The following is an 18,952-nucleotide window of genomic DNA, read 5'->3' on the forward strand; positions in this document are numbered from 1 at the left end:
AACCTGCAAGATTGCGGATTATTTTGCTCTTTAGCGGCAGATGTGAAAGTTTGCATTTTGCACTCTCCCGCAAAGAATGAAAGAAGCAATGACATTCTTTCCAACATATTTTTGCTATAACTTATCTTCTCTACACTGTCATTAAAAAACTGACTATAGTCCTCTAAATTTCAAAGTTTTTTATAATAATCTTGTTTTTTCAAACTACCCTTATAAATCTTTACTTAAAGGGAACTCGTATTCTTTAAATTCTTACTGAAGACAACCCAAGATATTGTTGTTTCTCTTACTTTTCTCTATAAGAAAAGATTATAGTTTTCTTCATTATAATAATTTATATTATTTGATCTAGTCTCGCTCATAATAATATAATTTTCTTTATAATAAAAAACTATAATAATTCCACGTATGAAACTGTATTGGATAAAGGTTATAGAACACTCATGAAAGCTGGTAATATCCACTATAATTGTGAACATGACTTACCAAAACAAATTGCCATTTTTCCTTTAGAAGGCGCATTATTGCTTCCTGGAGGTTTTTTATCGCTTAACATTTTTGAACCAAGTGCTCTTGAAATGATTGAAGACGCTATGACATCTAATCGTCTATTAGGAATCATTCAGCCTTTATCATCAGGTACAGACGATTTTCCATCAGAACTCTATGAAATGGGCTGTGTTGGTCGTATTACAAATTATAATGAAACAGGAAACGGACGACTTCTTATCGTATTACAAGGTGTTTGTCGTTTCACCTTAAAAAAAGAATTAGTGAGCAAAAAGCCTTATCGAATTGCCATCATTGAATTTAATATAAAAGATTTACAAGAATATGAAAACTCAGAAAATATTAATCGAGAAAACTTACTCAATACGATCGAAAATTATCTTGTACTTCATGAAATTGAACATAATTGGAATAATATTGTACAAACGCCTACACCTGTACTCGTTAATGCTCTTTCAACTCTTATTCCTTTTACTCCAGAAGAAAAACAAGCTTTACTGGAAGCACCAGATATTGCAAGTCGGGCCCAAACTCTCCTTGCTTTAACTGAACGTTCACTTATGAAACAAACAGGAGCATATCATCGCTTACATTAACGGATTTTCAAACATGAAAAAAATGACAACTGATCCTAAGATGCTTGAATTACTGGTCTGCCCACTCACAAAAGAGCCGCTCTCTTTAAATAAAAAAACACAAGAATTAATTTCATTAAAAGCAAAACTAGCCTATCCTATTCGTAGCGGTGTTCCTATTATGCTTACTTCAGAAGCGCGTCCTTTAAAATATAATGAAAAAAAATAGTTTTTATTTTCCTTTTCATAAAACTAAATTTTATATCAAAACATATTTTCTCTCGATCAGCTTTTTTAAGTACATATCCAAAGAGAATCTCAAGAAAACTATTCCACTAACTAATAACATTAAAGTTTTAATTTTCCTCAACAAAGAAACTCATTCTCTGCTTCCATAAAAACTCATATTATTTCTTTGAATATCAATTGATAAATGCATAAAATAATCTTACTTATCAACCTGCTAACAAAAATAGATCTATTGCCTTAAATTCTGCCCCTTATGCAGCAAAAAGGCCTGAAAAAGATTAGCAGTCTTCTCAATCAAAACCTCATGAAAAATAATATTTATATAATTTGACAGAAAAAATTGAAACTCTCTCCAGTTCTAAAAAACCAAAGAAGCAGTGTATTGTCAAGTAAGGTGATCTATAGTACCCTTATCGTGCTAATTGTGTGCATACAATTAGGCCTAAGGAGATAATAATTAAAATATGCAAGTTTCTCAGCTAATTTACTCTCTTTGTTAGATTTAACCTAAGAAAAGTTAGCATCATATCTATTTTTATAAAATAGAGAAAGAAGTGAAAATATGAATTTTAAAGTTGCAGTTGTTGGTGCTACGGGAAATGTTGGACGTGAAATATTAACAATTCTAGAAGAGCGTTGCTTTCCAGCTAGCGAAATAGTTCCTTTGGCTTCACGACGCTCAATAGGACAGAGTGTTTCTTATGGCAACAAAACTTTAAAAGTCAAAGCGCTTGATACATATAACTTTTCTGACACTGATTTGTGTCTCATGTCTGCTGGAGGAACTATTTCCAAAGAATACGCTCCTAAGATTAGCGCTGCTGGTTGTGTAGTCATCGATAACTCCTCCACATGGCGTTATGATATCAATGTTCCCTTAATTGTGCCAGAAGTAAATGCAGAAAGCATTAAAGCATTTTCTAAACGTAACATTATTGCCAATCCTAATTGTTCAACCATTCAACTTGTTGTTGCTTTAAAACCTCTCCATGATGCAGCAATCATCAAGCGCGTTGTTGTATCCACTTATCAATCAGTATCTGGAGCTGGTAAAGAAGGAATGGATGAACTATTTGAACAATCACGAGCTGTTTTCGTTGCTGATCCAATCTTATTAAAAAAGTTTACTAAACGCATTGCCTTTAATATCATTCCTCATATCGATGTTTTTATGGAAGACGGCTATACTAAAGAAGAATGGAAAATAATGGCCGAAACAAAAAAAATTCTTGATCCCAAGATCAAATTAACGGCTACTGCTGTTCGAGTCCCTGTCTTTATTGGCCATGCTGAATCTGTTAATGTTGAATTTGCAAAGCCATTAAGTGCCCATGAAGCACGTGCACTCCTACGCAATACACCTAGTTGCCAAATCATAGATAAACAAGAAGATGGTGGTTACATTTCTCCCTATGAATGCACAGGAGAGGATGATATTTTTATTAGCCGTATTCGCGAAGATGCCACCGTTGAAAATGGCTTAGCTTTTTGGGTTGTTGCTGATAATTTAAGGAAAGGAGCAGCATTGAATGCAGTTCAAATTGCTGAACTTCTCATCTCTCGTAATTTAATCACACCTAAGTCAGCTATCTAAACGGAAATAGCAGCATAAAAATTCTCTTTATGCTGCTATTTTTATTTATTCTTCTTCAGAAAAATACAAGAAAGTTTTCTTTATTTTTATAAAGTAGGATATGTTATAACGCGATAGCGTGTTTCATTGCGTTCAGCATTTTCAAAATTGACATTATCTGGAAATAAAGGATTATAAGCTGTTACTCGTTTTATAGATATTTCACGTGTATTTTCAGAAGGTTTTAAAATTATTCGATCATCAGTTTTTTTCACACCCGTGGGTACAATATCCTTAATATCTACAGGCTTCTTATTAATCGTCGCACTTGTTTCATCTTTTTTTTGCGCCTTTTTCTCTGCTACTGTAGCAGTAGGCGTATTGTTTGGATGAGAGATAACCTGTTTTTCTTGTACTATTTGCTTTTGAATGACAGGTTGTGGCTTTCTTTTAATCTGCATAAAAGAAATTATGGGAATATTGTCAACATTAAAATAATTTGCAGATGCCCAACCAACTGTTTCATTATGTTGAAGTAAACACCATACTTTATCAGCGAGACAGCCATTAATCTGCACCTTCGCTCCAGTAGGAACTACCGCCGTAACTTTATAAGTTGCAGCTGGTCCTGCGCGTAAAATTGCTTTACCTTTTTCTATTTTAGCAACTGTTCCAGCAGCTGCATCAGAAGTAACCAACATAAACCCCGCTCCCATTAAAGACGTCAACATTATTGTTGCTGATAAAAAACTCTTTTTAAACATTCTCTCTTTTTCCTATTCCATAGCATTTAGAGACTCAAATTTGCCTGTGCAAAAATTTGTCTCGTTTCAATAAAATGGTGGTAAATTTTTTAACTTCTCAAAAGACTGCTACATCTTAAGAAAATTGAAAAAGCTCTCTTACGTGTCTCCCACCACCCTATAGACACAAGCTCTTCTCTTGCAAACAATGCTGATCTTATCGATCATTGCATGCAAAAATATCATTTGATCACCTGATCATCAGTTCTTAAAAAAGCTTTGAAAATACTATTGGTTCCACAAAAAAGATCACAACGTAAAATATATTAACCTAAGTCAGAGGAAGCCTCTTCCATTAATAGGATATGTTTTTTCAAAGATAAAAACGTATGAAATTGAATAACTGCTCCAATGCACAATCATTGGATTATTCCTTTCTCTCTCTCCTTTTATCTTTCACACTTCCTACGCTGTTGTTCTTAACCAAGGATAAATTGCAGAAGAAAGACGTATCAAAACAATTTCGCCTCACTTCAAAGAGATACAACTATTGCTATGCCAAAACTGTAACACCACAGCTTCTTATGGAATTTGCAAAAAATCTTAAATCAACAGGTCAAGAAGCCGTTATCTAAATCAACATTGCCGGTGACATTATTCAACGACCTTTTCTTAATATCCTTAAAGATAAAACAAGCTTAAGAACGTATATTCTTCATGGATAACCTTGATAAAGTCCAAAGAGAAACTATCGGACATTTTTTAGGTCTTCCTGAACACAATAAAATAGCTCTAAAAAGCTATTCAATAGTTGACTGAAAAGAGTCAATATTATGAGGTTTTGGCTATATTTAACATTCTTTATGTCGAGCTTCTCACTGCTATTTTACATTATTCATGACAATCAGTGCTTATTTATGGCCATTATTTTAAGACTGCAGCTTGGTTTGTTGCTTAATACAACTGCACGGAAAGACTTTTTCCATCATCCCTTATTCATTGCCTTTTGATTATCTATTATCGATAGTATTCGTGCTATTCGCTTTATTATAGCTGCCTTTTATCTTTTACCTATTCCCCGTGTTGTAAAAGGAAGCAACATAGGAATTTCTTCAGTGATTTTTGTTCTTCTCTTACAGCTATTCCTTTTTATGCGTGCATAGCAGAATTATCTTTTAAAACAATCGAGCATAATTTAGTTGAAGCCATCCGTTTATGGAAGCCAACCACTTTCAGATCATCAGATCTATCCTTATCCCTCTGCAGCACTCCCTAGCATCATTACTGGTTTTACAATCATAGTCATTTTTTTAATCAATGCTACTTCGCTCGCTGGATATCTTGATGGCAGCAGTCTAGGTGTTCTAACAATTCGCTATGGCTACCAATACTAAAATACCACACTAATGACAACAGTGATTATTTTTTTATTATTCTCAATATAATTGTCTAATGAATTGGTGATCAAATTGCACAGAAACTGGACAAAACAAAATTAAATATTTTCAGAAATAAACTTATTTTCCCCAATCATAGCAATAATAAGCCAATCTGCAATAAGAGCTGGATTTTTTAATCGTTCAATCTCCATCGTTACTTGATAATGAAAAACAACACGACCAGAAGGACGAACTTTAGCATTATTTAAAATAAAACGAGCACGAACTCGTGCTCCTGTTTTTACAGGATTCATAAAACGAACTTTATCAAAACCATAATTAATCCCCATTGTTGCACCTTCCAACTCTGGCAATGCCTCATAAGCTAACACAGACAAAAGTGACAATGTTAAAAAACCATGAGCAATAGTGCCTCCGAAAGGCGTTTTTTTCGCTTTTTCTTCATCTACATGAATCCATTGATGGTCATCGGTTGCATATGCAAATTGATTAATCATATCTTGAGTAACAAGACGCCACTGCGATAAGCCAATTTCTTTTCCAATGAAATTGGCTATATCTTGCACTGCTATTTTTCGTTGCATAACACTATCCTTATTTTGCTGGATAAAAAACTAAATGCCTTCCCTCTTGCTTTTATAAAAGCTATTGTTTAGAGCATCAACAATATAAATCTTAAATGTCTCATCGATAAGCGCATTTATTAATAATAAAATGTTTTCTTAAAGAAAAATTCAAATAGGAAACAACAATGACCAGCAATATAAACCTAACAGGTTTAGCGCGTGATTTAAAACAGCATGCAGAGACCCATAACCCCATTCGTATTGGATTAATTGGTTGTGGTGAAATGGGAACAGATTTATTATCGAGTATTACACAGATAGATGGCATAACAATCGCAGCTGTTGCAACCCGCACACCATCGCGTATTTTTGATGCTGCTGCATTAGCCTATGGAGAAGAAGGGCATGTATGTGAAGTTGAAAACACTACTGCTTTAACCAAAACTATTGAAAAAGGCCTGATTGCTGCTACAAATGATTTAGACCTTGTTTTACGCCATGAACAAATTGACATTATTGTTGATGCGACAGGACATCCTGAAGCAGGAGCAGAAATTGGTTACAAAGCACTTAGTAACAATAAACATCTTGTCATGATGAATGTGGAAGCGGACGTTACGATTGGTGCTTATCTCAAATATGAAGCGGATAAAAAAGGTCTTATTTATACACTTGGTGCTGGTGATGAACCAACATCTTGTATGGAACTCATTGAATTTGTTTCAGCACTCGGTCATAAAATTGTTGCAGTAGGTAAAGGAAAAAATAATCCACTCATTTTAGATGCTACCCCTGATGATTACGAAGAAGAAGCCAAGCGGCGCAATATGAATGTTCGAATGTTGGTTGAATTTATCGATGGGTCCAAAACAATGGTTGAAATGGCAGCAATTGCTAATGCAACAGGACTCCTTCCTGATTGTCCAGGAATGCACGGTCCTAAAGCTGCACTCAAAGATTTAAATAAAATACTTATTCCAAAACAAGATGGTGGTATTTTAAACAGATGCGGTGTTGTAGATTATTCAATAGGTGAAGGAGTTGCCCCTGGTGTTTTCGTCATTGCAGAAATAGCACATCCACGTTTACGTGAACGTATGGAAGATTTAAAAATCGGTCAAGGACCTTACTTTACCTTTCACCGTCCCTATCACTTAACTGCAATGGAAATTCCTCTTACTTGTGCGCGCATTATGTTGTATGGAAAAACAGATATGGCACCACTTCATTACCCAGTAGCAGAGGTTTGTGCCGTTGCTAAAAAAGATTTATATCCTGGTGAAAAATTAGATTTTATAGGTCTTTATAGCTACCGTGCTTGGATAATGAGTGTTGAAGAAGCACGTGCTCATCAAGCTATTCCTTGCGGACTATTAGAAAAAGCAACTATTACAGCCACAATTAAAAAGAATGAACTCATTACAATACACAATACAACTATTCGCGAAAATCAATGGATTGCACGTCTACGCAATAAACAAGACCTCTTACTGCGTTGAATATCCTCCTCGCATAACCATACTTTGCACTAAACTGCATAAAACACCTTAGATAAATAGAAAAAGAAACGAAATCATCTCTTAGGTTAAAAAAGAAAAACAGCGCTCATTTTTTTAAGTCAAAGCATTTAATAATCGCAAACTCTTTTAATCGCTCATTAAAAAAACGAAAATATTAATAAGCTTTAATCAACAAAAGAAATAAAATTATAAATAATCTTATAAACCTTCATTCTTTTTTCAAATAAGCTTCAAATTCGCTTTGCGTAACACACTCAAAATTATATGAGATAAAAGGAAAAGAACAATTTTTGCGAAAAAATAAAAAATTATAAATTATGCTTTATCAGCTCACTTAATAATTTTTTGCAAACTACCCCAAAAAGTGTGTATAATTACGAAAAGCACAAAATAAATTTAATTCTTGATTGGCACTGAATTATACACTAAACAGTACGTATCTTAAATCATTTTGATAACATAGTGTATTCTTACTGTATATTTATTATGTAGAAAATTCAATATAAGGATCTTGATCTTAAAAGTGTTTTTAAAAGAAAAGGACAAAATAATGATTGTTAAACGTCTAATACGGGCAGTTTCTATTTTAACTGTAATAATGAGCTTTATAACTACCGCATGTGCAAATCTAACGGTTGAGCACGCCTCAGGCACAACTTCTGTTCCTAACAATCCCAAAAAGGTTGTATTTTTTGATCTTGCATCACTCGATAATGTAAATCGTTTAGGCATTAATGCTGTTGTTGGTGTTCCTGAAGGAAAAAAACCTATATATTTGCAACATTTCGATGATGAAAAATATGAGAAAATCGGTACTTTCTTTGAACCTAATTATGAGAAAATCGCTGCTTTCCAGCCTGATCTTATTATTATTTCTTCAAGAACAAAATCTAAATATCAAGACTTATCCAAAATCGCTCCAACAATTGATATGACAGTAGGGTATGAAAATGCTCTCCAAAATATTGAACGGAATGTTACCATTCTTGGAAAAATTTTTGGTAAAGAAAAAGAAGCAGAACGAGAAATTGCAACCCTCAAAGAAAATTTAGCAATGGTTAGTAAAAGTACGCAAGGAAAAGGGACAGGACTCGTTCTGATGACTTCAGGTGGAAAAATAAATGCTTTGGGTCCAAAGTCACGTATAGATATTATTCATACTAACTTTGGAATTGCTGCTGCAACTGATAAGATAGTTGTGCACAAACATGGACACCCTATTTCTCCTGAGTTCATTCTTGAAACCAATCCTGATTGGTTACTCGTTATTGATCGCGATGCAGCAATTGGACGGGAAGGAAAATCTGCAGCAGAGTTGTTAAACAATGAACTTGTTCACCGCACAACTGCTGGGAAAAAAAATCAGATTATTTACCTAGATTCTTGGAGCTGGTATCGTGCAAGTGGTGGTTTAACTGGACTTAACGAAGCAACAAAGCAAATCAGCAAAGCTTTCGCAGAAAGTAAATAAAAACAGTTAAAATAGCTTGCTCGTTATAAAAATAAGATTTAATAACAGAAGCTGTTATACAAAGAGCTTCTGTTATTAAAAAAAAAGAATTTGATGTGACAAATTATTGGATAGCCATAGCGATCATTGTAGTACTTTCTGCTTGTAGTATTTTTGTTGGCTATTCTGATATGACACCTGCTGATTTATTATCAGGCAACTTAAAAGCGTGGCTTCTTTTTTGGCAAACGCGTCTTCCCCGAACAATTGCAGTACTCTTGACGGGTATGTCACTTGCTCTCTCAGGAATGATTATGCAATTGTTAACACGCAACCGCTTTGTCGAACCTTCAACCGCTGGGACAGTTGAATCCGCATCACTTGGCATTCTTTTCGTCATGATTTTTATTCCTGACGTATCTGTGCTTGGAAAAATGGCCATTTCCACAGCTTTTGCAATGATTGGCACATTGATTTTTATGTTTTTATTATACAAGATTCCTTTAAAATCTATTCTCATTGTACCACTCATAGGAATTATGCTGGGATATGTTATTAATTCCCTAACAAATGCTATTGCTGATCATGAAATGCTTCTTCCATCCCTCCAAGCTCATTTATTTGGTAGTTTTTCAATGATTATTGATGGGAAATATGAACTTTTATGGCTGTCTTTTCCCTTATGCGTTCTTGCTTATTTTGCTGCTCATCGCTTTACCGTAGCTGGCCTTGGAGAAGATTTAACCAATAATCTTGGCCTTAATTACCGTACTGTTATGTTTTTTGGGCTCTTTATCGTTGCATCAATTACCGCTTTGACTACTTGTACAGTTGGTCGTATTCCTTTTATCGGATTGATTATTCCAAATCTCATCTCAAATTTCATGGGGGACAATATGCGTCATAGTGCTCCTTGGGTGATGATTAGTGGAGCTGGATTAGTATTAATCTGCGATCTTTTAGGACGGGTCCTTCATCACGATTTTGAAATTCCTATCAGTACTGTAATGGGTGTTATTGGTAGCTTTATTTTTATCATACTGCTTTTACACTGGAGACAGCGTCTTGGGTAGAAAAAAAGCAACTATAATGATATTGACAACGCTGACCATAATAGCGTGTATTATGATTAGTCTTTATATGCTATGGAATATAACTATTTTTACTTGGAAATTTCGTTTCGCAAAACTTGTTTCTCTTCTTCTCATTGCTTATACGATTGCTGTCTCTACTGTTTTATTTCAAACAGTCGTTAATAATCGTCTTTTGACACCTTCAATCATGGGATTTGATCAGCTTTATATTTTAATCAAAACCGTTATTCTTTATTTTCTCGACTCTCTTTCTTTACCATTCCTCAGTGAGGAAGGGCAATTAATTCTTGAAGCTCTTATTCTTATTATTTTTTCAACAAGCCTCTTTCGCTGGCTATTCTCAGGAAACATTCAAGGTCTTCATCTTACTTTATTGATCGGTGTTGTTTTTGGTGGATTTTTTTTCAGCTTACGCATGTTTATGCAATTACAACTGAATCCAGATCAAATGATGAATTTAACAGATATTATGTTTGCAAATTTTAATAAATTCAATACATCATTAATTGGCTTTGCTACAATCATTGTTTTCATCGTAAGCTTGATTGGGTGGCGTTTACGGCACTTACTTGATGTCCTTTCTCTTGGACGCGAAACTGCTGTTAATCTTGGTGTTGATTATCACAAAAGTGCTACAGCTATCCTTATTTTCATCTCTATTCTTGTATCGATTTCTACAGCACTTGTTGGGCCAGTCACTTTTTTTGGACTATTAGTTGCTAATCTTTCTTATGAACTCTCGCCTCAAAAAAAACACCATGTTGTTGTCCCTATTGCAATATTACTAGCTATAATTTCTTTAGTAAGCGGACAATTTATTTTAGAACAAATCTTGAATATGGGAGGACGACTAAGTTTTATTATTGAATTTTTCGGTGGTATCGTCTTCTTAACTCTATTGATGAAGGGACAATTAAAATGATTGAAATCAATCATCTTTCCAAAACCTATGGAGCTAGGAAGGTTATTGATAATTTATGCCTTCATTTACCAAAGGGAGGAATTATTTCTCTTATTGGCCCTAATGGTTCAGGAAAATCAACTCTTTTGATGATGATTAGACGCCTTCTGCCAATTACTAAAGGTACAATTAATGTTGATGGTTTTGATATTCAAACGACACCACACGATATTTTAGCTAAAAAACTTTCACTTTTACGTCAAGATAATCCTTTATCTGTTCGCCTAACAGTTCGTGATTTAGTAAGCTTTGGGCGCTATCCTTATTCTAAAGGCCGATATAACAATGAAGATAAACAATTTATCGACAGTGCTATTAAATATCTTGGTTTAGAAAACTTAGAAATGCGCTTTTTAGATGAACTTTCTGGAGGACAACGTCAACGTGCTTTTATTGCGATGGTCATTTGTCAAAATACTGACTATTTTTTATTAGATGAACCATTGAACAACCTCGATATGAAACATTCCGTTTCCATGATGAAGCAACTACGCCGCACAGCCAATGAATTAAAAAAAACCATTCTTCTTGTTATGCATGATATTAATTTTGCTTCATATTATTCAGATGTGATTGTAGCCATCAAAAATGGTAAAGCTATTTATTGTGGGAGTCCAAAAGAAATTATCCAGCCTAAAATTCTTAAAGATATTTATGATATGGATATTCAAGTAACGACCATAAATGATATACCTATTGCTCTTTATTACCAATAAAAACTTTTCTTTAGAACTTGCATACTCTTCAAAATTTTCCACAAAAAGTAAGATTTAAATATTGAATAATAGTGGACTCTGATACCATCAATCTTGGTACGATCTAAGTTCTAAGAAAATTAATAAAATTTAGTGATTTATATTCTACATTCAAAACTCGATCCTTTTTTCTTGATCTAACTAATTTTGCCTCAATCCTGATTGCTAATCATTAAAATATTAATTCTAATGACAAGAAAATAGAAACACAATTTCAAATAGTCTGCTCATGATTATTTAAAAAACACTGGATTTTAACAAAGAAAAATTTTATTTATTTTAGTGTTTTACAAAGAATATCTTTCAAAATAATTTTGATAAGTTTGTAGAACAAATTTGAATAATCCTATTCTATAAATTAGAAATATTCAGAAAAAAATTATATAAAATGAAATGTTAATTTTCTCTTAACTATTCTTAATCTAAGTATCTTTTTCCTATATATAATACGATCAATTATAAACACTCAATCTTCTAAAAAACTGTCCACAAATTAAACTGTTTAATTAAATATAAGGAATACCTATTACAGCTTGATTTTATGAAAAAAGTCGATTACTTTTGCGAGTCATTGAGTAGTTAATGTAATGAGGGGTAGTAATTATGAAACTAGGGGGAGTTACTTCAACGGTGCACTTTGTAACATTAATGCCACAAATAAACTTTTCTAAAAATGGAGTGCAATCAGCTCAGGAGCTTACAAAAATGGCCCCTGTTGTTGAACCTATGCCTCATTATCCTCTTTCAGCAAATATTTCTGATATGCTTGCACATATTAATGAGCTTATCCGTCAGGAAATAATGAAACCAGTCACAGACAATGATAACTTTTTCTTTTTAAATGCTGAAGAAGAATATAAGTATCAACCGATGCAACAACGTGAAATGATAAAGAAAGAAGAGCTGCCTACAGCACAAAACGCAGATGGAAAATTAATTGCGATAGAAAAAGAAAGTGCCGCATAAAGTAGATATGAAATTTGCAGAATAATAATTAAACTAAAATAATCAGTGTAAAGTAAATAATTATTATTTATAAAAGCAAAAAGGGTTTTTCTAAAAATTTAATGTGCATTTTACAAGAAATTTTCCCAAGAATTTCAATGATATTACATTGATTTATGCATTAAATGTAATAATTTAGCTTATATAAGAAAGCTTAGCAATTAATAGTTTTACATATGAAAATATAAAAAATATTCTAGTATCTTTTGATACACTGTTAACAAAAACCTCTAAAATCCGGTTTCTATTCGATTATAAACTAATTGTGTGAAAGCATAAATCTGCCCTCCAACAAACGGAGCTGTAAATGCTAACACTAAAAAAATAATAATAATTTTTGGAATAAATGTCAGAGTCATTTCCTGAATTTGTGTTAAAGCTTGAAATAAAGCAATAATAATACCCACAGACATTGCGGCAAAAACTGCTGGACCACTAGCAGTTAAAATAGTCCATATAGCTGCTGTTACCATATCAATAGCATCAGCTTCATTCATACTCTAAAACCTACCAACATAAGATTTATAACCATCAGCTTCAGGTTTATCGCCATCTTCACTAGGTTTTTCAACTTCTACATCAGGTTTTTCAGTCATAACTTTAACACCCGGACCGATAACAACTTTTTCACCATTGTCCAATGTTGCAACTATCCCATCACTATAAATATCAATAGAAACCACATATCCTTCAATAACTTTATCTTTTTCATCTGTAAATTGTATATATTTACCAACATATCCCTCTGCCCCGTTGATTAATCCATTAGAAAGCATCTGGGAAAGTGTTTCATTCATTTTTATAGCTTGTTCAACAGATGAAAAACTTGCTAATTGTGACACAAATTCTGTTGAATCCATAGGCTTTGTTGGATCTTGATTTTTCATCTGTGCTACCAACAACTTTATAAACATATCATAATCTGCATTCTTCTTTGCTCCAGCCATCTCCGGCTTTCCACCACCATCATCTTGAGAATAACTTCTAGGAGCACTAACCGCGTCCAATGCCATATCACACCTCGTTAACGTTACATTCCAACTTGTCTTACCCTTATACTTGTCGTATTTGGTGAGGATATTTTACCCATAATCTGTGCTTCTTTCTGAAACAAACTACGGAGAACTTTTAATACCTCAAAAATTTTATTTTGCTCAGTTAAATAAATACACTCCTTTAAACCTTTCAAAAGGTCACAATCAGTAAAGGTTTGAAGTAATTTTTTTAACAGATTAACAAACACAGTTAATGCTTTCTCCGCTTCGCTCGGATTAATCAACACAAGCTGAGCAGAAAAATAAAGCTGTTTAAGAGGAGTATCAGTATCTTCAACTTGTAAAACATGCCCTTCTAAAAGAAAAGTTGCATCATTTAATAATTCAAAAGTTACTTTACGATCCACCCGTAATACAGCACCATTAAGAAAGATTCTTTCATTTGGTTTGAGTGTCAAACGGATTGTTTTCTTGCTCATTCATATATCTCCGCATTTTCTGCCAAACCATCACGAATAGATTCAGAGATCTCAACAAGAACATCAAAATCAGTAATCTCTCCTTCATCTAATTTCTGAATTTCTTTTAAAATAAAAAAACCAATAGAAATAAGAGAAGCTTTCAATGCCTGTGGCAAAGCATTTGCTGCCTGCCCAAGATCTTCAATAAGAATAACCCAAAGCTTTCGGGCAAACTGAACTGCATCCTTAGCTTCACAAGTACCAGGACCTTTGGCTTTTGCAGCTAAAAGCAGCTTAATACAACGATCAAATAAAAACCGTTCGCGCTCACGTGCGCTCATTGCATCATCTTCCATGACATCTTCATATCGCATTTGATACATTAAACAGCTAAACCTCTTTATTTTAAATAATTAACAAGACTTAATCGCCTTATCATATCTGTCAAAGTATAAGAAGCTTCTAACATAGCCTCCAAAGCTTTGACTTTTTGAGCAACATCTGCCGCATCGACACCAATCATATCAATTTGTGCTCCTTTGAGAAGGCCTACTTGAGTTTCAATTTGGTGCGTAGCTGCTTTCACCCTTGTTTCTGCACTTCCCACTCTAGAAGCTGTTGCAATAATTTCATCCACAACACTACTTGTAGATGTATTGTCGGCAGACACTCTCGCTCTTGAAAAAAGACTTTCTTGTGCTTCTTTTGATAAACCGACATCACCAAATTCTGCTACTAAAATCAGATTTTTCATAGCATCACGAAAACCTTTATCACTAGCACTTACTGCAACATCCACCTTATCACCATTGGGTGCAATATGCTTCTCAGTAGAACCATCCTTAGCATTTGAAAAAAATTCCTTAAAATTCTCTTCATTAAATAAATCACTAAAGGGCCCATCAATAAATTCTTCCATCTCTTCACTGGTCAGATCTTCTGGTTTTCTGCCATTTAGAAAACTCTCAAACGCTTCGTGCACAATTTTACTAGGACCCGTCTCTCCACCTACTTTATAAAACTTTAATGGTGGTTCACTCGTATTTGTCCCACCAAATATATATTCACCATTAAAATTGGTATTTAAAGCCGAAATAAATGCACTCAAAGCATTTTGGGCAACAGCTTGTGTTGCAGATGGTGTTGCATTTCCTGCATCACCCACAAGCATATTATTAAAAACCACCAATGCCCCTGGCGTTGATTCTTTATCACCTGACGCAATCAAGCTTTGAATCGCAGCCTGCACAGAAGATAATCTTAATGAAAGAAGTTTATTGCTTGTACTATAACCTTCAAGATAACTCATCTGATTCTCAATATCCATTAAGCGTCCTGTTTTACGCCCCAATGTAAGACCTGGATCATACACCTGTCCAGTAGCCATTTCATAGCCAGCCTTCATCAAATCAAACTTCCCTTCAGAAATTATATTACGCTGCGCATTGTTTAAAACATATGTCGAAATTGAAGGAACTCTCACTTTACACCTACCTAACTGCTGCTAGAAGATCATCTAGCATTTTACCAACCGTACTAATAATACGAGAGGTTGCTCCATATGTCTGCTCTAATTGTAACATCAAAGCTAATTCATCATCGGTATTGACACCCGTTGCATTGGATAACGCCTCAGCAGCATGCAAAAACATTGTACCCTTATATCTAGCTTCTTTATCTGCATTTGATCGCAAACCTTGAAGCCAACCTACTGAGTTTTTACCAAAATCCATAATTGACTGCTCTGGATCCAAGCCTGTACCCGTTCCAAATTTTTGTTTCTCATTAAAAGAATCTACTAATTCTTGAAGTTTATCACCGAAATGTTCTGGACCACCACCTTCTGTTTTGCTGTCAAATATAGGATTAAGTTGTATTCTTCCTGCTAAACCCTCAAGAGCACCGATCTGACCACTCGGCTGATTCCCATCTAAAAATAAAGAAGGAGGACCAAGAAACATCTGCATCAAAGCATTTGCCATTTCGTCTAATTGCCTTTGATATTGCGGTATAATATCATCACGTAGCTTCAATAAGCCGCCAAGATTACCCCCTCCATTAGGATCAATAAAGGATGAATGACCTAAAGGGACACCATCAATAAAAATCTGTTTTCCAGAAATACCAGATGGCAAAGAAGTACTGAATTGAAATGATACTGTCCGTGGCATTTTATCATATAAAGTACTGCCATCCATACCATAAATGGACATTGTTCCATCAGAATGATTAACTGTATTGATACCAATTTCTTGAGATAACTCTTTTAAAACAGCATCTCTTTGATCCATATAAACACTATCATCCCGCCTTGCATTTCTCTCCCGCACCACCAACTGATCAAGCTCATGAAATTTTTGCAATAAATCATTAATGTAATCAACAGAATCTTGAATATCACTATTCACATCATTATATAATTTTTCAATTTCACGACTTCCTGCATTCAGCCCTTTGGCTAAATCACGGGCACGATCAACTGCTGCATCTCCATTAGAACGCTGTTGTGGATCATTCGCATACAATTGAAGTGCTTTTTGAAATTCACCAAGCAATTTAGAAGGTGAATTTGAAAATCGATCCGATCCATAAATATCAGATAAACGATTCAGCCCATTAGAAAGACTGCCAGCAGCAGCAGCCTCGCTTGCTTTGACCAAATAATTATTCAATAAATGGATATCACTATCACGACGTACAACAACATGAACCGCTCCCCCCGGCCCCGCTTCTAAATATGAAGTGCGACGCGTATAATTCGGATCTCCTGCTTTTACAACATTACGCGAAACAGTATCAAGTCGACCTGTCGTCGCTTTTAACGAGTTCCGGGCTGAATTAAGTGCTAAGTTAAGCGACATAATCTTATCCCCTTTTTGATTGTGTTTACATTATCGTTTCAAATTAACAATAACATCCATCAACTCCGAACCCGTCTGAAATACTTTGGAATTCGCTGTATAATTCCGTTGCGCCTCAATCATATCTGTCAGTTCATCGCCCATATCAACGTTTGAATCCTCCAAATAACCAGAAGATAGAGTTCCAAAGACACCATCACCAGGACGCCCCATCATTTGAGGCCCCGTCTGACTATTAGTTTCAAAAACAGTCCCACCTAAAAAAGTCAAACTGTCTGTTGAAGCCACAGTCGTAACGCCTATATACCCAATAGTCCGCGTTTTTTGATTGGAATACATAACCTCAATTTCACCATTTTTACCAAAGGTGAAACCATCAAAGGCACCCGACTCCATACCATCTGCTTCCCCTTCAAAAGCAAATAAATTGCCCTTTTGGGTCACCAGTGAATCTGCCCCCACCCCGCCAAAATTAACATTGACCTCAAAAGTATTCCCCTCACTATCTGGCAATGTTAACTTAAATTCTTTTGTAGGCTCTATAAGATTCCCTTCTTTATCAAAGTTAAACTCTGTAGAACCAACCTTTTTTCCGTCAGAATAAGCATCAACAACCCACTTATTTTCATCAGTTTTTCTCATATAGAAATCAACCTGAACCTTTTTACCTTGACTGTCATAAGTCGTCATCGATTTTTTCTGACTATAAGTTTCAGGATTCTCAGGATTAATTGTACCATCCTTTGGCTCAACAACCTTTGCACTCGGATTAAAGTTTGCTTTAAAATCAATTTTCGTCGTCGCTTCAGGACCGAATAAATCGGTTGGACCGCCTTTAATCTGAATTTTTTCTCCATCTTCATTTAAAAGATAATATCCTGCAGTATTGCGAAGATACCCATCCTTATCGCGTATAAAAGACCCTGCACGCGTTAAAAATTCTTTTCCATTTTCATCTGCAACACGAAAAAAGCCATTTCCATGAATCATTGTATCACCAGAACGACCTGTAGCACGTGCTGGACCACCAATAGAAACATCATGACCAATATGACTTTTTACTCCACCAGGAACGTAAGCGTATTTTCCTGAAGGCGTTACATAATTAGAAAACTGGACATCCGTACGTTTATATCCAATTGTACCAGCATTAGCGACATTGTCAGCCACACCAGAAAGCCGCGTTCCCTGAGCGTTCATACCAGAAACACCCGTACGCATCATTCCGTAAATACCCATATCATCTCCTATGATCTTTAGCTTATAACACTACTATAAATAAACTTCCTTGTGTGAAACTTTTGCTTAAACATTTTTACAAAAATAAATATATGATCATAAAAAAAACATAATTTATTTTTATTAGATCAGTGTTGGTTTTAGATTAGAGTGTTAATATCAATTATATTTTAAAATTGGAGGATGTTTATATACGAATTTAATCTGAGTGATTTTTAATTTGTAAGCTGTAGCCAAGAAATCTTTTTGAATCTATGATGTCGTAGTTGAGTTTTGCTTTTAGTTTTTTGCGAAGTTTACTAATGTGGCTTTCTACAACGTTCTCTTCTATTGTTTCATCAAAGATACCATATACTGCGTTGAATATTTGTGTTTTATTGACACGTTTTCCTGCATTTGCTGCTAGGTATTCGAGAATACGGCGTTCTCTGCGTGGAAGAGGTAGATCTATTCCGTTGATTTGTGGATCACGTCCGTCATTGAAGACGCTAATAGGTCCGACTTCAACTGCGGTATTTGCTCCTCGTATATTATTTCCAATTCGTCTGCGGATTGCGGCGATTCGTGCTAGAATTTCGCGAACGTGGATTGGTTTTCGGATTACATCATCGATACCTGATTGAAAAAGTTCTATTGTGTGATCCAGAATGTTTGTTTCTGTTAGAGCTAAAATTGGAGTCGAACTGTAATTTCGAATTTTTTTTGGTAATTCGATTTGGTTTTCACATTTTCCTAAAAGGACGGCTTCAAGTGAAGATATTTCATTATGTGAAGCTGTTGAAATCCATTGACTAAAATCTGAAGGGGCTAAGCCTGTTGCAGCAACTCCTTCGCGAGAAAATAAGGTAGCATAGCCATCTGTTACCAATTTACGGTCATCTACTACAACAATCATAAGCACTCACTCAGCAATTTAGAACTAAAATAAAATGTATATGTAGAAAATCTACATATTGCTAAATTTATACAACTTTAATTTTTAAAAACACAAGTTA

At 34.7% G+C, this 18,952-nt stretch carries 20 protein-coding genes and 1 pseudogene; 11 read left to right on the plus strand and 10 right to left on the minus strand.

Annotation, left to right across the window (positions count from 1 at the left end; genetic code table 11):
- Nucleotides 1-443 precede the first annotated feature (443 nt).
- From B11cv2_RS04170 to B11cv2_RS04180, 3 genes are all read left to right on the plus strand, one after another.
- Nucleotides 444-1,106 (plus strand): LON peptidase substrate-binding domain-containing protein, encoded by a 663-nt coding sequence (locus B11cv2_RS04170; protein WP_100693451.1) that lies wholly within the window; start codon nucleotides 444-446, stop codon nucleotides 1,104-1,106.
- 13 nt (nucleotides 1,107-1,119) lie between these two features.
- Entirely contained in the window at nucleotides 1,120-1,314 is a 195-nt protein-coding gene (locus tag B11cv2_RS04175; protein ID WP_100693452.1) for a Trm112 family protein, read from the plus strand.
- A gap of 582 nt (nucleotides 1,315-1,896) precedes the next feature.
- On the plus strand, nucleotides 1,897-2,928 hold the full coding sequence (locus B11cv2_RS04180; protein WP_100693453.1) for an aspartate-semialdehyde dehydrogenase: 1,032 nt from the start codon (nucleotides 1,897-1,899) through the stop codon (nucleotides 2,926-2,928).
- 86 nt (nucleotides 2,929-3,014) lie between these two features.
- On the opposite strand, the gene B11cv2_RS04185 is transcribed toward B11cv2_RS04180, so the two are convergent.
- Nucleotides 3,015-3,671: an SH3 domain-containing protein gene (locus B11cv2_RS04185; RefSeq protein ID WP_100693454.1), complete on the minus strand. Its 657-nt coding sequence runs from the start codon at nucleotides 3,669-3,671 to the stop codon at nucleotides 3,015-3,017.
- 451 nt (nucleotides 3,672-4,122) lie between these two features.
- On the opposite strand from B11cv2_RS04185, the pseudogene B11cv2_RS07510 reads away from it, so the two are divergent.
- Together B11cv2_RS07510 and B11cv2_RS07515 are read left to right on the plus strand one after the other, a co-directional pair.
- Nucleotides 4,123-4,551, plus strand: a pseudogene (locus B11cv2_RS07510) (hypothetical protein); the annotation flags it as partial.
- 298 nt (nucleotides 4,552-4,849) lie between these two features.
- Nucleotides 4,850-5,044 carry a hypothetical protein gene (locus B11cv2_RS07515; RefSeq protein WP_245406959.1) on the plus strand — a complete coding sequence of 65 codons (195 nt, stop codon included), beginning with the start codon at nucleotides 4,850-4,852 and terminating at the stop codon, nucleotides 5,042-5,044.
- Nucleotides 5,045-5,145: 101 nt separating this feature from the next.
- On the opposite strand, the gene B11cv2_RS04195 is transcribed toward B11cv2_RS07515, so the two are convergent.
- Nucleotides 5,146-5,634 (minus strand): MaoC family dehydratase, encoded by a 489-nt coding sequence (locus B11cv2_RS04195; RefSeq protein ID WP_100693455.1) that lies wholly within the window; start codon nucleotides 5,632-5,634, stop codon nucleotides 5,146-5,148.
- Nucleotides 5,635-5,801: 167 nt separating this feature from the next.
- Here B11cv2_RS04195 and B11cv2_RS04200 point away from each other — a divergent pair, with 167 nt between their 5' ends.
- The 6 genes from B11cv2_RS04200 (at nucleotide 5,802) to B11cv2_RS04225 (ending at nucleotide 12,362) form a co-directional block, all read left to right on the plus strand.
- Nucleotides 5,802-7,115 (plus strand): NAD(P)H-dependent oxidoreductase, encoded by a 1,314-nt coding sequence (locus B11cv2_RS04200; RefSeq protein ID WP_100693456.1) that lies wholly within the window; start codon nucleotides 5,802-5,804, stop codon nucleotides 7,113-7,115.
- A 571-nt stretch (nucleotides 7,116-7,686) separates the two neighbouring features.
- Nucleotides 7,687-8,607, plus strand: a complete 921-nt coding sequence (locus B11cv2_RS04205) for a siderophore ABC transporter substrate-binding protein (RefSeq protein ID WP_100693457.1) — start codon at nucleotides 7,687-7,689, stop codon at nucleotides 8,605-8,607.
- A gap of 95 nt (nucleotides 8,608-8,702) precedes the next feature.
- Nucleotides 8,703-9,659: an ABC transporter permease gene (locus B11cv2_RS04210; RefSeq protein ID WP_100693458.1), complete on the plus strand. Its 957-nt coding sequence runs from the start codon at nucleotides 8,703-8,705 to the stop codon at nucleotides 9,657-9,659.
- Nucleotides 9,652-10,602, plus strand: coding sequence for an iron chelate uptake ABC transporter family permease subunit (locus B11cv2_RS04215; protein ID WP_100693459.1), 951 nt, complete (start codon nucleotides 9,652-9,654; stop codon nucleotides 10,600-10,602). The genes B11cv2_RS04210 and B11cv2_RS04215 overlap by 8 nt, the downstream gene beginning before the upstream one ends.
- Nucleotides 10,599-11,357 carry an ABC transporter ATP-binding protein gene (locus tag B11cv2_RS04220; RefSeq protein ID WP_100693460.1) on the plus strand — a complete coding sequence of 253 codons (759 nt, stop codon included), beginning with the start codon at nucleotides 10,599-10,601 and terminating at the stop codon, nucleotides 11,355-11,357. Before B11cv2_RS04215 ends, B11cv2_RS04220 begins: the two co-directional genes overlap by 4 nt.
- Nucleotides 11,358-11,999: 642 nt before the next feature.
- Entirely contained in the window at nucleotides 12,000-12,362 is a 363-nt protein-coding gene (locus B11cv2_RS04225; RefSeq protein WP_100693461.1) for a hypothetical protein, read from the plus strand.
- A 269-nt stretch (nucleotides 12,363-12,631) separates the two neighbouring features.
- Here the strand turns inward: B11cv2_RS04225 and fliQ are convergent, their stop codons facing one another.
- From fliQ to B11cv2_RS04265, 8 genes are all read right to left on the minus strand, one after another.
- A complete protein-coding gene (gene fliQ / locus B11cv2_RS04230) occupies nucleotides 12,632-12,898 on the minus strand; it encodes a flagellar biosynthesis protein FliQ (RefSeq protein WP_100693462.1) in 267 nt (88 codons plus the stop codon).
- Between the two features lie 3 nt (nucleotides 12,899-12,901).
- The gene (gene flgD, locus B11cv2_RS04235; protein ID WP_100693463.1) at nucleotides 12,902-13,414 is read right to left on the minus strand and encodes a flagellar hook assembly protein FlgD; all 513 of its coding nucleotides are present in this window, start codon (nucleotides 13,412-13,414) and stop codon (nucleotides 12,902-12,904) included.
- Nucleotides 13,415-13,431: 17 nt separating this feature from the next.
- On the minus strand, nucleotides 13,432-13,875 hold the full coding sequence (gene flbT / locus B11cv2_RS04240) for a flagellar biosynthesis repressor FlbT (RefSeq protein WP_199570323.1): 444 nt from the start codon (nucleotides 13,873-13,875) through the stop codon (nucleotides 13,432-13,434).
- Nucleotides 13,872-14,240 carry a flagellar biosynthesis regulator FlaF gene (flaF, locus tag B11cv2_RS04245; protein WP_100693464.1) on the minus strand — a complete coding sequence of 123 codons (369 nt, stop codon included), beginning with the start codon at nucleotides 14,238-14,240 and terminating at the stop codon, nucleotides 13,872-13,874. Before flaF ends, flbT begins: the two co-directional genes overlap by 4 nt.
- Before the next feature lie 17 nt (nucleotides 14,241-14,257).
- A complete protein-coding gene (locus tag B11cv2_RS04250) occupies nucleotides 14,258-15,340 on the minus strand; it encodes a flagellar hook-associated family protein (protein WP_100693465.1) in 1,083 nt (360 codons plus the stop codon).
- A gap of 7 nt (nucleotides 15,341-15,347) precedes the next feature.
- On the minus strand, nucleotides 15,348-16,718 hold the full coding sequence (gene flgK / locus B11cv2_RS04255) for a flagellar hook-associated protein FlgK (RefSeq protein ID WP_100693466.1): 1,371 nt from the start codon (nucleotides 16,716-16,718) through the stop codon (nucleotides 15,348-15,350).
- A gap of 30 nt (nucleotides 16,719-16,748) precedes the next feature.
- Nucleotides 16,749-17,957, minus strand: coding sequence for a flagellar hook protein FlgE (locus B11cv2_RS04260; RefSeq protein ID WP_100693467.1), 1,209 nt, complete (start codon nucleotides 17,955-17,957; stop codon nucleotides 16,749-16,751).
- Nucleotides 17,958-18,156: 199 nt separating this feature from the next.
- Complete coding sequence (locus B11cv2_RS04265) at nucleotides 18,157-18,852, minus strand: response regulator transcription factor (protein ID WP_100693468.1); 696 nt, start codon at nucleotides 18,850-18,852, stop codon at nucleotides 18,157-18,159.
- Between the last annotated feature and the right edge of the window lie 100 nt (nucleotides 18,853-18,952).

Source organism: Bartonella sp. 1-1C, from assembly GCF_002810325.1.
GTDB lineage: Bacteria > Pseudomonadota > Alphaproteobacteria > Rhizobiales > Rhizobiaceae > Bartonella > Bartonella rochalimae.

What these genes read in the sequence shown, in the direction of transcription:
- B11cv2_RS04170 (WP_100693451.1), top strand. Translation starts at nt 444, where the DNA reads ATGAAAGCTGGTAATATCCACTATAATTGTGAACATGACTTACCAAAA.
- B11cv2_RS04175 (WP_100693452.1), top strand. Translation starts at nt 1,120, where the DNA reads ATGAAAAAAATGACAACTGATCCTAAGATGCTTGAATTACTGGTCTGC.
- B11cv2_RS04180 (WP_100693453.1), top strand. Translation starts at nt 1,897, where the DNA reads ATGAATTTTAAAGTTGCAGTTGTTGGTGCTACGGGAAATGTTGGACGT.
- B11cv2_RS04185 (WP_100693454.1), bottom strand. Translation starts at nt 3,671, where the DNA reads ATGTTTAAAAAGAGTTTTTTATCAGCAACAATAATGTTGACGTCTTTA.
- B11cv2_RS04195 (WP_100693455.1), bottom strand. Translation starts at nt 5,634, where the DNA reads ATGCAACGAAAAATAGCAGTGCAAGATATAGCCAATTTCATTGGAAAA.
- B11cv2_RS04200 (WP_100693456.1), top strand. Translation starts at nt 5,802, where the DNA reads ATGACCAGCAATATAAACCTAACAGGTTTAGCGCGTGATTTAAAACAG.
- B11cv2_RS04205 (WP_100693457.1), top strand. Translation starts at nt 7,687, where the DNA reads ATGATTGTTAAACGTCTAATACGGGCAGTTTCTATTTTAACTGTAATA.
- B11cv2_RS04220 (WP_100693460.1), top strand. Translation starts at nt 10,599, where the DNA reads ATGATTGAAATCAATCATCTTTCCAAAACCTATGGAGCTAGGAAGGTT.
- B11cv2_RS04225 (WP_100693461.1), top strand. Translation starts at nt 12,000, where the DNA reads ATGAAACTAGGGGGAGTTACTTCAACGGTGCACTTTGTAACATTAATG.
- fliQ (WP_100693462.1), bottom strand. Translation starts at nt 12,898, where the DNA reads ATGAATGAAGCTGATGCTATTGATATGGTAACAGCAGCTATATGGACT.
- flgD (WP_100693463.1), bottom strand. Translation starts at nt 13,414, where the DNA reads ATGGCATTGGACGCGGTTAGTGCTCCTAGAAGTTATTCTCAAGATGAT.
- flbT (WP_199570323.1), bottom strand. Translation starts at nt 13,875, where the DNA reads ATGAGCAAGAAAACAATCCGTTTGACACTCAAACCAAATGAAAGAATC.
- flaF (WP_100693464.1), bottom strand. Translation starts at nt 14,240, where the DNA reads ATGTATCAAATGCGATATGAAGATGTCATGGAAGATGATGCAATGAGC.
- flgK (WP_100693466.1), bottom strand. Translation starts at nt 16,718, where the DNA reads ATGTCGCTTAACTTAGCACTTAATTCAGCCCGGAACTCGTTAAAAGCG.
- B11cv2_RS04260 (WP_100693467.1), bottom strand. Translation starts at nt 17,957, where the DNA reads ATGGGTATTTACGGAATGATGCGTACGGGTGTTTCTGGTATGAACGCT.
- B11cv2_RS04265 (WP_100693468.1), bottom strand. Translation starts at nt 18,852, where the DNA reads ATGATTGTTGTAGTAGATGACCGTAAATTGGTAACAGATGGCTATGCT.